The organism is Micromonospora sp. NPDC049060 (assembly GCF_040649055.1).
Classification (GTDB): domain Bacteria; phylum Actinomycetota; class Actinomycetes; order Mycobacteriales; family Micromonosporaceae; genus Micromonospora; species Micromonospora reichwaldensis.
On sequence record NZ_JBEZEV010000021.1, the window covers coordinates 1 to 14,318 of the forward strand.

The window sequence follows — 14,318 nt, forward strand, 5'->3', positions numbered from 1 at the left end:
CGCGTCGTGCCGCCGTGTCGTCGTTCGGCATCAGCGGCACCAACGCGCACGTGGTGCTGGAGGAGCCCGAGCCGGCCGAGGCCCCCGAGCCGGTCGCCGTGGCCGAGCCGCCGGTGATCCCCTGGGTCCTCTCCGGACGGACGCCGGAGGCGGTACGGGCACAGGCCGCGCGCCTGGCCGGCGCGGTGGCGGGCCGCGACCCGCAGGACGCCGGGTTCGCCCTGGCCGTCGGGTTCACGCTGGCCGTCGGGCGCACCGCGTTCGAGCACCGCGCCGCGGTGGTGGGCCGCGACCTCGCGGAGCTGGTACGCGCGCTGGAGGCCGGCGTGCAGCCGACCGCCGCCGGCACGGGCGGGCGGCTCGCCTTCCTGTTCACGGGGCAGGGGGCGCAGCGGCCGGGCATGGGCACCGAACTCGCCGCCGCGTACCCCGTCTTCGCCACCGCCTTCGACGAAGCCTGCGCCGCCCTCGACAAGCACCTCGACCGGCCGCTTCGCGACGTCATCGACACCGACGAGCTGCACCGGACCGGCTACACCCAACCCGCCCTGTTCGCCTTCGAGGTCGCCCTGCACCGACTCCTCGAATCCTGGGGCGTCCACCCCCACGCCGTCGCCGGACACTCCATCGGCGAACTCGCCGCCGCCCACGTCGCCGGCGTCCTCGACCTCACCGACGCCGCCACCCTCGTCGCCGCCCGCGCCCGCCTCATGCAGGCCCTCCCCGCCGGCGGCGCCATGATCGCCGTCGAGGCCACCGAGGAACAGGTCACCCCCCACCTCACCGGCACCGTCGGCATCGCCGCCGTCAACACCGCCACCAGCCTCGTCATCTCCGGCGACGACACCGCCACCCGCGCCGCCGCCGACGCACTCGCCGCCCAGGGGCACCGGACGAAGCGCCTCACCGTCTCGCACGCCTTCCACTCCCACCTGATGGACCCCATGCTCGACGACTACCGGGCCGTCGCCGCGTCCGTCACCCACCACGAACCCCGCATCCCCCTCGTCTCCACCGTCGACGGCCGACCACTGCGACCCACCGCCGACCACTGGGTCGACCAGGTCCGCCAGGCCGTCCGCTTCCACGACGCCGTCACCACCCTCACCACCACCCACGACGTCGACACCTTCCTCGAGATCGGCCCCGACACCGTCCTCGCCACGGCCGCCGCCACCGGCGACGCCACCGCCATCGCCACCACCCGCCGAGGACAACCCGAGACGCACACCCTCACCAGGGCCGTCGCCGCCCTCCACACCCGCGGCGTCCCGGTCGACTGGCCCACGTTCTTCGCCGGCGCCCGGACCACGGAGTTGCCGACTTACCCCTTCGAACGCCAGCGGTACTGGGCGGAGAACGCCGCCGCGACCGGGGCGGCGAGCCGGCTCGGGCTCGCCGACACCGAGCACCCCCTGCTCGGCGCGGCCGTCGCGCTGCCCGACTTCGACGGCGTCGTCTACACCGGCCGGCTGTCGACCGGCACCCACCCGTGGCTCGCCGACCACGTCGTCGCGGGCGTCGTGCTCGTTCCCGGCGCGGCGCTCGTCGAGCTCGCGGTGCACGCCGCGGACGCGGTCGGCTGCCCGGTGCTGGAGGAGTTGACCACGGTCGCCCCGCTGGTCCTGCCCACCGACGGCGCGGTGCAACTGCGGCTGCGCGTCGGCGAGCCGGACGAGGAGGGCCGCCGCACCGTCGAGATCCACTCGCGCGGCGAGCACACCGGGAGCTGGACGGCGCACGCCACCGGACTCGTCGCCGCAGAAGCGGTCACTGCGCCCGACACCGTGACCGAGTGGCCCCCCGCCGACGCCCGGCCGGTCGACCTGACCGACGCCTACGACCGGCTCGCCGACTCCGGCTACGAGTACGGGCGGGCGTTCCGTGGCGTCACGGCGGTGTGGGAACGCGGCGACGAACTGTTCGCCGAGGTCACCCTCCCCGAGGCGGACGAGCGGTTCGCGCTGCACCCCGCCCTGCTGGACGCGGCGCTGCACGCCCCGCTGCTGGCCGACCCCGCCGGCACGGGCAACACCGTGCTCCCGTTCTCGTGGCAGCAGGTCGTGCTGCACGCCACGAACGCCACCGCCCTGCGGGTCCGCATCGCCCCCGTCGATTCCGGCTGGGCGATCACCGCGACCGACGGCACGGGCGCCCCCGTGGTGTCGGTGGGCAGGCTGGAGACCCGGCCGGTCGGCGCGCTCGACGCCCGCCCGACCCACCACGACTCGCTGTACGAGCTGACCTGGACCCCCGTGCCGGCCGCCGCAGGGCAGGACGGGGACGTACGGCTGCTCGACACGACCACGTTCCCGTCCGCCCCCGCCCCGGCGGACACCCCGGCCGGCGTCCGCGCCGTGCTGCACCGCGTCCTCGACGAGCTCACGTCGTGGCTGGCCGAACCCGCCGGCTCCCGCATCGTCGTGCGTACCCGCGGCGCGGTGGCCCTGCCCGGCGAGGACGTCACCGACCTCGCGGGCGCCGCCGTGTGGGGGTTCGTCCGCTCGGTCCAGGCCGAGCACCCCGACCGCGTCGTCCTGGTCGACGGCGACGTGCTGCTGGCCGACGACGAGCCGCAGCTCGTGGTCCGCGACGGCGTCCCGTACGCCGCCCGGCTGGCCCGGGCGGCCACCGCCGACCCGGTCGCCACGGACCTCGGCGCCGGGACGGTGCTGGTCTCCGGCGCGTCCGGCGCGTTGGGCGCGGTGGTGGCCCGGCACGTGGTGGCGGTGCACGGGGTGCGCGACCTGCTGCTGGTGTCCCGCCGTGGCGCGAGCGCCCCGGGCGCCGAGGAGTTGGCGGCGGAGCTGACCGCGTCGGGCGCGTCGGTGCGCTGGGCGGCCTGCGACGTGGCCGACCGGGACGCAGTGGCGAAGCTGGTCGCCGGCTGCGACCTGTCGGCGGTCGTGCACGTCGCCGGCGTGGTGGACGACGGTCTGCTGGCGTCGTTGTCGCCGGAGCGCCTCGACCGGGTGCTGGCGCCGAAGGTGGACGCGGCGTGGCACCTGCACGAGGTGACGGCCGGGACGCCCCTGTCGGCGTTCGTGGTGTTCTCGTCGGCGGCGGGCGTGTTCGGCAACGTGGGCCAGGCGGCGTACTCCGCCGCGAACGCGTTCCTGGACGCGCTTGTCGTGCGACGCCGGGCGGCCGGCCTGACCGGGCAGTCCCTGGCGTGGGGCATGTGGGACGGGGGGATGGCGGGCGAGCTGACCGGCGCGGAGCGGCAGCGGCTGGCCCAGGCGGGCGTACGCGCCCTGCCGGTCGACGAGGGCCTGCGCCTCTTCGACGCCGCGCTCACCTGCGCCGCGCCGGTCCTCGTACCCATCGGGCTCGACCTCGGTGTGGTCGACGGTCCGCTCTACCGCGGCCTGGTCCGTCCCCGGACCCGGCGGGCGGCGTCCACCGGCGACGGCCTCGCCGCGCGCCTGGCCGGCCGGTCCGGACCGGAGTGCGCGGACCTGCTGCTGGACCTGGTCCGCACGAACGTCGCGACGGTGCTCGGGCACCGCGACCCCGACGCCGTCGACCCCGGCCGCGCCTTCACCGAGCTGGGCTTCGACTCGCTCGCCGCGCTGGAACTGCGCAACCAGCTCAACGCCGCGACCGGCCTGCGGCTGCCCGCCACCCTGACCTTCGACCGGCCCAACACCCGCGCGGTCGCGGAGCTGCTGTACGAGCGGCTCGTCCCCGACACCGGCAGCGACGGCGGGCTGCCGGAGGACGAGGTCCGCCGCATCCTGCTCGCCATCCCCCTCAGCCGGCTCCGGGACGCCGGCCTGATGGACAGCCTGCTCGAACTGGGCGGCGTCCGGGTCGCCGCCGCCGAGCCGGACGCCGCACCCAGCGGATCCATCGACGACATGGACGCCGACGCACTGATCAGCATGGCGCTCGCCGACCTCGGTGAAGCGACGACGGAAGCGGGGAGCTGACCACATGGCCAACTCGGAGGAGAAGCTCGTCACCGCGCTGCGGGCCTCGCTCAAGGAGAACGAGTGGCTGCGGGAGCAGAACCGCAAGCTCAACTCGACGCTGCGCGAGCCGATCGCCATCGTCGGCATGGCCTGCCGCTACCCCGGTGGGGTGCGGACCCCCGACGACCTGTGGAACCTCGTCGCCGCCGGCGGGGACGGCATCACCGGCTTCCCCACCGACCGCGGCTGGAACGTCGCGGAGCTCTACGACCCCACGCCCGGCACGCCGGGACGGTCGTACACCCGCGAGGGCGGCTTCCTGCACGACGCGGCCGAGTTCGACCCGGAGTTCTTCGGGATCAGCCCGCGCGAGGCGTTGACGATGGACCCGCAGCAGCGGCTGCTGCTGGAGACGTCGTGGGAGGCCCTCGAGAACGCCGGCATCGACCCGACCGGGCTGCGCGGCAGCGACACGGGCGTCTTCGCCGGGATGATGTACCACGACTACGCGGAGAACAACGCCACCGGCGCGATCGCCTCCGGCCGGGTGGCGTACACCTTCGGCCTGGAGGGGCCCGCCGTCACCGTCGACACCGCGTGCTCGTCGTCGCTGGTGGCCCTGCACCTGGCCGTGCAGGCCCTGCGCAACGGCGAGTGCTCGCTCGCGCTGGCCGGCGGGGTCACCGTGATGGCGACCCCGGAGACCTACGTCGCGTTCTCCAAGCAGCGCGGGCTGTCGCCGGACGGCCGGTGCAAGTCCTTCGCCGCCGCCGCCGACGGCACCGGCTTCGCCGAGGGCGTCGGCATGCTGATCGTGGAGCGGCTCTCCGACGCCCGGCGCAACGGGCACCAGGTGCTCGGCGTCGTCCGCGGGACGGCGGTCAACCAGGACGGCGCCTCCAACGGCCTGACCGCCCCGAACGGGCCGGCGCAGCAGCGGGTCATCCAGGCGGCGCTGGCCAACGCGCGGCTGTCGGCCAACCAGATCGACGTGGTCGAGGCGCACGGCACCGGCACCACCCTGGGCGACCCGATCGAGGCCCAGGCCATCCTCGCCACCTACGGCCAGGACCGGGACCGGCCGCTGTGGCTCGGCTCGGTCAAGTCCAACATCGGCCACACCCAGGCCGCCGCCGGCGTCGGCGGCATCATCAAGATGGTGCTCGCCATGCGGCACCGGCTGCTGCCGAAGACGCTGCACGTGGACGCCCCCAGCGACCAGGTCGACTGGACCGAGGGCTCGGTCGACCTGCTGACCGAGGCCGTCGCCTGGCCCCGGGGCGCGGAGCCGTCCCGCGCCGGCGTCTCGTCGTTCGGCGTGAGCGGCACCAACGCCCACGTGATCATCGAGGAGCCGCCCGCGCCGGAGGCCGCGCAGCCCGGCGTGGCGGCGACCGGGCCGGTGCCCTGGGTGGTGTCCGGCCGTACGCCCGAGGCCCGGCGCGAGCAGGCGGCCCGGCTGGCAGCCCACCTCGACCTGCACCCCGCCGCCCCGGCCGACGTCGCCGCCGCCCTGGCGACCCGCGCCCGGTTCGAGCACCGGGCGGTCGTGATCGGCGCGGACCCCGCCGAGCTGCGGGCCGGCCTGGCCGCCGTCGCGGCGGACGAACCCGGGCCGACCGTCGCCACCGGCGCCGCGCTGGGCGACGAGCCCCGCGTCGTCTTCATGTTCCCCGGGCAGGGCTCGCAGTGGGCGGGCATGGCCGTCGAGCTGATGGACACCGCCGAGGTGTTCGCGGACCGGATGGACGAGTGCGCGCGGGCCGTCGACGCGTTCACCGACTGGTCGCTGCTGGACGTCGTCCGGGGCGTGCCCGGCGCGCCGTCGCTCGACCGGGTGGACGTGGTGCAGCCCGTGCTGTTCGCCGTGATGGTGTCGCTCGCGGCGCTGTGGCGCTCGTACGGCGTGCGGCCCGCCGCCGTGGTGGGGCACTCGCAGGGCGAGATCGCCGCCGCCGTCGTCGCCGGCGCGCTCACCCTCGACGACGGCGCCCGCGTGGTCGCGCTGCGCAGCCGGGCGATCGCCGCCGGGCTGGCCGGTCGCGGCGGCATGGCCTCGGTGGCGGCGCCCCGGGCGGACGTGGAGGCGCTGCTCGCCCGGTGGGGCGAGCGGATCTCCGTCGCGGCGGTCAACGGTCCGGCCGCCACAGTCGTCTCCGGCGAGCCCGACGCCCTCGCCGAGCTGCTGGCCGCGTGCGAGGCCGACGGCGTGCGGATGCGGATGATCCCCGTGGACTACGCCTCGCACTCCGCGCAGGTCGAGGCCATCCGGGACGAGCTGCTGCACGTCCTCGCCGACGTCCGGCCGCGAAGCGCCGACGTGCCGCTGTACTCCACGCTCACCGGCGAGGTCGTCGACACCGCCACCCTCGACGCCGACTACTGGTACGCGAACCTGCGCGGCACGGTCCGGTTCGAGGACGCCATCGACCGCCTGCTCGCCGACGGGCACGACGTCCTCGTGGAGATCAGCCCCCACCCCGTGCTCGGCATGGGGGTACGCGAGATCCTGGACCGCGCCGACGCCCCGGCCGCGCTCGTCGGCTCGCTGCGGCGCGACGAGGGCGGCCTGTCGCGCTTCCTGCTCTCCCTGGCCGAGGCGTACGTGCGCGGGGTCGCCGTCGACTGGTCCCCGCACACCCGCGGCGTCCCGGCCCCGCTGCCGACGTACGCGTTCCAGCACCAGCGGTACTGGCAGCTCGCGGCGGCGTCCGCCGTGGACGCCCGCGGCCTCGGCATCGACGTCGTCGGCCACCCGCTGCTCGGCGCCGCGCTCACCGTCCCGGAGCGGGACCTCGTCGTGCTCGCCGGCCGGATCAGCCTGGAGACGCACCCGTGGCTGGCCGACCACGCCGTCCTGGACACCGTCCTGCTGCCCGGCACGGCGCTTGTCGAACTGGCCGTCCGCGCCGGCGACGAGGTCGGCTGCCCGGCCGTCGAGGAACTCGTCATCACCGCCCCGCTCGTCGTGCCGGCGCACGGCGGGGTGGCCCTGCGGCTCACCGTGGAGGCACCGGACGAGCACGGCCGCCGCGCGCTCGGCGTCTACGGGCAGACCGACACCGAGGCGAGGATCGGCATGTGGACCCGGCACGCCACCGGTGTCCTCGCCGCCGCCACGGCAGCGGGGGAGCAGCTCACCGAGTGGCCGCCCGCCGACGCGCTGGCCGTCGACCTCGGCGACCTGTACGACCGGCTCGCCGGGCTCGGCCTGCGGTACGGCCCGGTGTTCCAGGGCCTGCGGGCCGCGTGGCGGCGCGGCGACGAGACGTACGCCGAGGTGGCCCTGCCGCAGGGCGTGGACGTCGACGGGTTCGGCCTGCACCCGGCGCTGTTCGACGTCGCCCTGCACGCGCTCGCCGCGGACGTCGGGGACGGGGCGGCGAAGCTGCCGTTCTCGTGGAACGGCGTGACGCTGCACGGGGCCGGCGCGACGAGCCTGCGCGTCCGGCTCACCAGGACGGGGGCGGACAGCGCGACCCTGCTCCTCGCGGACCACACGGGCGCCCCCGTCGCCTCCGTGGCGGCGCTCACCGTACGCACGGTGGCCCCCCAGGCGCTCAAGGGACGCAGCGGCTTCGTCGAGTCGCTGTTCCGGCTGGAGCAGATGCCGCTGCCCGCCGGCCGGGGCGAGCGCGGCACGTGGCAGACGCTTGGCGACACGGCGGTCTTCGGCGCGCCGCCGGTGGCGCTGGCCGACGTGGCCGCCGACACGCTCTTCCTGCCGTGCTTCTCCGCCGCGCCCGGCATCGCCGCGGTGCCCGACCTCACGGCGTACGCGCTGAGCGCGATCCAGCAGTGGCTCGCCGATCCCCACCAGGCCGAGACCAGGCTCGTCGTGGTGACCCGCCCGGACGACCTCGCCGGCGCGGCGGTGCACGGCCTGGTCCGCTCCGCGCAGGCGGAGAACCCGGAGCGGATCGTCCTGCTGGAGGCCGACGACACCGCCGACGAACTGGTGGCGGCGGCGCTGGCGACGGGCGAGCCGGTGCTCACCGTCCGCGACGGCGTGGTGCGCGCGCCCCGCCTGGCCCGGGTGCCCGAGCAGGACGTCGCCGGGCCGGCGGTGTTCGGCCCGGACAGCCGGGTGCTCGTCACCGGCGGCACCGGCACCCTGGGCGGGCTGGTCGCCCGCCACCTGGTCACCGGGCACGGCGTACGCGACCTCGTGCTGACCAGCCGCCGCGGCCTCGCCGCCGCCGGCGCGGAGGAACTGCGCGACGAACTCGCCGAGCTGGGCGCGACCGTGACGGTGCTGGCCTGCGACGTCGCCGACCGCGACCAGGTCGCGGCGCTGCTGGCGGACCACCCGGTCACCGGCGTCGTGCACACGGCGGGCGTGATGGGCGACGCCACCATCGCCACGCTCACCCCCGAGCAGCTGGCCGCGGTGCTGCGACCCAAGGTGGACGCGGCCTGGCACCTGCACGAGCTGGCCGGGGACGTCACCGCCTTCGTGCTGTTCTCCTCGGCCGCCGGCATCTTCGGCAGCCCCGGCCAGGGCGCGTACGCCGCCGCGAACGCGCTGCTCGACGCGCTCGCGGCGCGGCGCCGGGCCGCGGGACTGCCCGCCCACTCGCTCGCCTGGGGGCTGTGGGCCGAGCGCAGCGAGATGACCGCCGACGTGGGCGGCGCGCAGCTGGGCCGGATGGCGCGCAGCGGCATGAGCGAGCTGTCCAGCAAGGACGGGTTGGCGCTGTTCGACGCCGCGGTCCGGTCGGCCGACGCGCTGCTCGCGCCGGTGCCGGTGGACCTCGCCGCGTTCGGCCGCGACGACCGGGAACCGCCGGCGCTGCTGCGCGGCCTGGTCCGCGCCCCGGCCCGCCGGGCGGTGGGCGGCTCCTCCCTCGCCCAGCGGCTCGCCGAGGTGCCCGGCGAGCGCTGGACCGAGGTCGTGCTGGAGGTGGTGCTCACCCGGGTCGCGTCCGTCCTCGGCTACGCCCGGGCGGACAAGCTGCCTGCCGGCCGCCCCTTCAAGGAGCTGGGCTTCGACTCGCTCACCGCGCTCGACCTGCGCAACCAGCTCGGCGCGGCGACCGGGCTGCGGCTGCCGGCCACCCTGGTGTTCGACTACCCGACGCCGGAGGCGCTGGCCGGGTACCTGGTGTCGCAGTTGGCCGGCGGGCGGACCGCGACGGCGGACGTCGCCGTGACCCGGCACGACCACGAGCCGGTCGCGATCGTCGGCATGGCCTGCCGCTTCCCCGGCGACGTGCGTACGCCCGAGGACCTGTGGCGGCTGCTGGTGGGCGGCGGCGACGCGATCGGGCCGTTCCCCGGCAACCGGGGATGGAACCTCGACGCGCTCTTCGACCCCGACCCGGACACGCCGGGCACCAGCTACGTCGACCGGGGCGGCTTCCTCCACGACGCGGCCCACTTCGACCCCGGCTTCTTCGGCATCTCCCCGCGCGAGGCGCTGGCGATGGACCCGCAGCAGCGGCTGCTGCTGGAGACCTCGTGGGAGGCGCTGGAGCGGGCGGGCATCGACCCGACCAGGCTGCGCGGCAGCCGGACCGGGGTGTACGCGGGCGTCATGTACAACGACTACGGCACCGTGCTGAGCGCCTCCGCCGAGTCGGTCGACGGGTTCCTCTCCACCGGCAACTCCGGCGGCGTCATCTCCGGCCGGATCTCGTACACGCTCGGGCTGGAGGGCCCGACGATGACCGTCGACACCGCCTGCTCGTCGTCGCTGGTCGCCCTGCACCTCGCCATCTCCGCGCTGCGCAACGGGGAGTGCTCCCTCGCGCTCGCCGGTGGCGTGTCGGTGATGTCGACGCCGGGCACCTTCCTGGAGTTCTCCCGGCAGCGCAACCTGGCCCCCGACGGGCGGTGCAAGTCGTTCGCGGGCGCGGCCGACGGCACGTCGCTCTCCGAGGGCGTCGGCGTGCTGGTGGTCGAGCGGCTCTCCGACGCCCGGCGCCACGGGCACCCCGTACTGGCCGTGGTGCGCGGCTCGGCCGTCAACTCCGACGGCGCCTCCAACGGGCTCACCGCACCCAACGGGCCGTCGCAGCAGCGGGTGATCCGGGCCGCCCTGGCCGACGCGCGGCTGTCCCCGTCCGAGGTCGACGTGGTCGAGGCGCACGGCACCGGCACCACGCTTGGCGACCCGATCGAGGCGCAGGCCGTCCTCGCCACGTACGGCCAGGACCGGGCCACGCCCGTGCTGCTCGGTTCGGTCAAGTCGAACCTCGGGCACACGCAGGCCGCCGCCGGCGTCGCCGGCATCATGAAGATGGTGCTGGCGCTGCGGCACGGCGTGCTCCCGCAGACCCTGCACGTGGACGAGCCCTCGCCGCACGTGGACTGGTCCACTGGCGCGGTACGCGTCGCCTCGGAGACCGTCCCGCTCACCGCCGCCGACCGCCCGCTGCGGGCCGCCGTGTCGTCCTTCGGCATCAGCGGCACCAACGCCCACGTCGTACTGGAGCAGGCCGACCCGGCGCCGCCGGCCGACGAGCCGGCCGTGCCGTTCACGCCGTGGCTGCTCTCCGCGCGGACCGAGGAGGGGCTGCGGGAGCAGATCCCGCGGCTGCGCGCCCACGTCGCCGCCGACCCGACGCTGCGTCCCGTCGACGTCGCGTACACCCTCGCCACCGGGCGGGCCGGGTTCGCGCACCGCGCGGTGCTGCTCGGCGACGAGGTGGTGACCGGCACGGCCGACGGCGGGAAGCTCGCCATGGTCTTCACCGGGCAGGGGTCGCAGCGGGTCGGCATGACGGCGGAGCTGATGGCCTTCCCCGCGTTCGCGGCGGCGTTCGACGAGGTGTGCGGGGAACTGGACCGGCACCTTGAGCGGCCGTTGCGGGAGGTGTTGGACACCGAGGAGGTGCATCGGACGGGGTGGGCGCAGCCGGCGTTGTTCGCGGTGGAGGTGGCGCTGTTCCGGTTGTTCGAGTCGTGGGGGGTGCGGCCGGACTTCGTGGCGGGGCACTCGATCGGTGAGTTGGCGGCGGCGCACGTGGCGGGGGTCTGGTCGCTGGCCGACGCCGCGAAGGTCGTCGCCGCCCGCGGCCGGCTGATGCAGGCGCTGCCCACCGGCGGCGCGATGGTGGCCGTACGCGCCACCGAGGACGAGGTCGTCCCGCTGCTCTCCGACGCCGTGGCGATCGCCGCCGTGAACGGGCCGGAGTCGGTGGTGCTCTCCGGCGACGAGACCACCACCCTCGCCGTGGCCGAGAAGCTGTCGGGGAAGGGCCGCAGGGCGCGGCGGCTGACCGTGTCGCACGCGTTCCACTCGCCGCTGATGGACCCCATGCTCGACGAGTACCGCGCGGTGGTGGCCCAGGTGGAGTGCCGGGAGCCGGCCGTCGCGCTGGTCTCGACCGTCACGGGCGGGCCCACCACGCTGGACGCCGAGCACTGGGTGCGGCAGGTGCGCGAACCGGTCCGGTACGCCGACGCGGTCGCCACGCTGGCCGCGTCCGGGGCCACCACCTTCCTGGAGATCGGCCCCGACGCGGTGCTGACCGCGCTCGGGCGCAACGTGGCCGACGGCGAGTGGATCCCGGCGTGCCGCAAGGGCCGCGCCGAGCCCGAGACCGTGGCCACCGCGCTCGCCCGGCTCGCGGTGCGCGGCACGCCCGTCGACTGGTCCTCGGTGGTGCCGGGGCGGACCGTCGAACTGCCCACGTCCGCGTTCCAGCACCAGCCGTACTGGCCCCGGGCGGGCGCCGGCACCGGCGACGCGAGCGGGCTGGGCCAGACGCGGGCGAACCACCCGCTGCTGGGCGCGGCGGTCGAGCTGCCGGACGGCGGCGCGGTCTTCACCGGCCGCCTCGCGTTGACCACCCACCCGTGGCTGGCCGACCACGCGGTGGCGGACCTGGTGCTGCTGCCCGGTGCGGCGCTGGTCGAGCTGGCGGCCCACACCGGCCGCGAGGTCGGCTGCCCGCGCGTCGAGGAGCTGACGTTGGAGGCGCCGCTGGTGCTGCCGGACTCCGGCGGCGTCCAGGTGCGCGTGACGGTGGGCGAACCGGCGCCGGACGGCGGCCGGGAGGTGGGCGTCCACTCGCGGAATGAGGACGGGGACGGGTGGACCACCCACGCGGTGGGCCGGCTGACCCCGGCCGGGGCCGCCGGCGCCGACCTGCGGGCCTGGCCGCCGGACGCGGAGCCGGTCGACGTCGCCACGGCGTACGACGACCTGTTCGCGCGCGGCCTGCGCTACGGCCCGGTCTTCCAGGGCCTGACCGCGGCGTGGCGACGCGGCGACGAGGTGTTCGCGGAGCTCACCCTGCCCGAGCAGGCCCACGACGACGCCGGCCGCTTCGGTCTGCACCCGGCGCTGCTGGACGCCGTCCTGCACGCGGTGGCGTCGACCGGCGACGGCGACCCGGTGCTGCCGTTCTCGTGGCGCGGATTCACCGTGCACGCGGCGGGCGCCGACCGGCTGCGGGCCCGGATCGTGCCGGGCGACGGCACGGTGGCCATCACCCTGGCCGACGCGACCGGCGCCCCGGTGGCCTCGGTCGAGGCGCTGGCGGTACGCCCGGTGTCGCCCGAACAGCTGGCGGCGCTGCGCCGCGACCGGCACGAGTCGCTGCTGCGCCTGGACTGGACGCCGCTGACCGGGTCGCCCCGGCCGCGCACCCTCGCGGTGCTCGGGGAGCGGATCGACGGCCTCGACGCGACCGCGTACCCGGACCTGGCGGCCCTCGCCGCCGCCGTCGACGCCGGCGCCGCGGTGCCCGAGGTGGTGGTGGCGCGGTGCGCCCCGGACCGGGGCGTCGCGGGGGACGCGCGGGCCCGTGCGGCCACCCACCAGGTCCTCGCCCTGGCGCAGCAGTGGCTCGCCGACGAGCGGTTCGCCACCGCCCGCCTCGCCGTCCTGACCGGCGGCGCGGTGGCCACCCGGCCCGAGGACGACGTCACCGACCTCGCCGGGGCGGCGGCCTGGGGCCTGGTCCGCTCCGCCCAGTCCGAACACGGCGACCGGTTCGTCCTGGTCGACGTCGACGACGACCGGGCCGCCGGGACGGGTCTGTCGGCCGCGCTCGGCTCCGACGAGCCGCAGCTCGCCGTCCGCGGCGCCGACGTCCTGGTGCCCCGCCTGGCGCGGGCCGGCGCCACCGACGAGACCGCCGCGACCGCGTTCGAGGGGACCGTCCTGGTCACCGGCGCCACCGGCGCGCTCGGCCGGCTCGTCGCCCGGCACCTGGTCACCCGGCACGGCGTACGCGAGCTGGTGCTGGTCAGCCGCAGCGGCCCCGCCGCCGAGGGCGCGGCCGAGCTGCGCGACGAACTCGTCGCCCTGGGGGCCGAGGTCACCGTCGCCGCGTGCGACGTCGCCGACCGGGCCGCCCTCGCCGCGCTGCTGGCGGCGCACCCGGTGCGCGGCGTGGTGCACACGGCCGGCGTCGTCGACGACGCCGTCATCTCCTCGCTCACCCCCGAGCGTGTCGACCGGGTGCTGCGGCCCAAGGTCGACGCCGCGACGAACCTGCACGAGTTGACCGGGGACCTGACCGCGTTCGTGCTGTTCTCCTCGGCCTCCGGGGTGCTCGGCGGCCCCGGCCAGGGCAACTACGCCGCCGGCAACGCCTACCTGGACGCGCTCGCCCAGCACCGGCGGGCGAACGGCCTGCCGGCCGTGTCGCTGGCCTGGGGCCGCTGGGAGCAGGCGGGCATGGCGGAGCAGCTGACCGAGGCCGACCTGCGGCGCATGTCGCGCTCCGGCGTCGGTGCGCTCGGAGTCGAGGAGGCGCTGGAGCTCTTCGACGCGGCGCTGCACACCGGGGGCATGGTGGCGCCCATCAAGCTCGACCACCGGGCCCTGCGGGAACGCGCCGTCGCGGGCATGGTGCCACCGGTGCTGAGCGGGCTGGTCCGGGTGCCCGCCAGGCGTACGGCCGGCGCCGACGCGGGAGCGGCCGACGCGCTGCGGCAGCGGCTCGCCGGCCGGGACGCCGAGGAGGCCGAGGCGATCCTGCTCGACCTGGTGCGTACCCAGGTGGCGGGGGTGCTGGCCTACCCGGACCCCGGCGCGGTCGCCGCCGACCGACCGTTCAACGAGCTCGGCTTCGACTCGCTCACCGCGGTCGAACTGCGCAACCGGGTGAACGCGGCGACCGGGCTGCGACTGCCCGCGACGCTGGTGTTCGACCACCCCACGTCGAAGGCCCTCGCCGCGTACCTGCGGGCCGAACTCTCCGGCGAGGCGGGCGACACCAACGCGGTGCTGGCCGCGTTCGCCGAACTCGACCGCCTCGAGGCGGTCCTGTCGGACGTCGACGAGCAGTCCCGCACCCGGCTGACGCTGCGGCTGCGCGACGTGCTCTCGAAGCTGGGCGGCGAGCCGGCGTCCACCGGCAACGACATCGAATCCGCGACCGACGACGAGGTCTTCGCTCTCATCGACAGCGAGCTGGGGATCTCATGACAGTGCGAGGAGGGCGA

2 protein-coding genes are annotated in these 14,318 nt (G+C 76.3%); both read left to right on the top strand.

Translation table 11 applies throughout. The features are described 5' to 3' along the window. The first annotated feature begins 14 nt into the window (after positions 1–14). On the top strand, positions 15–3,932 hold the full coding sequence (locus AB0B83_RS11445; RefSeq protein ID WP_357578072.1) for a type I polyketide synthase: 3,918 nt from the start codon (positions 15–17) through the stop codon (positions 3,930–3,932). 4 nt (positions 3,933–3,936) lie between these two features. Next, positions 3,937–14,301: a type I polyketide synthase gene (locus AB0B83_RS11450; RefSeq protein ID WP_357578073.1), complete on the top strand. Its 10,365-nt coding sequence runs from the start codon at positions 3,937–3,939 to the stop codon at positions 14,299–14,301. Positions 14,302–14,318 lie beyond the last annotated feature (17 nt).

What these genes read in the sequence shown, in the direction of transcription:
- AB0B83_RS11450 (WP_357578073.1), top strand. Translation starts at nt 3,937, where the DNA reads ATGGCCAACTCGGAGGAGAAGCTCGTCACCGCGCTGCGGGCCTCGCTC.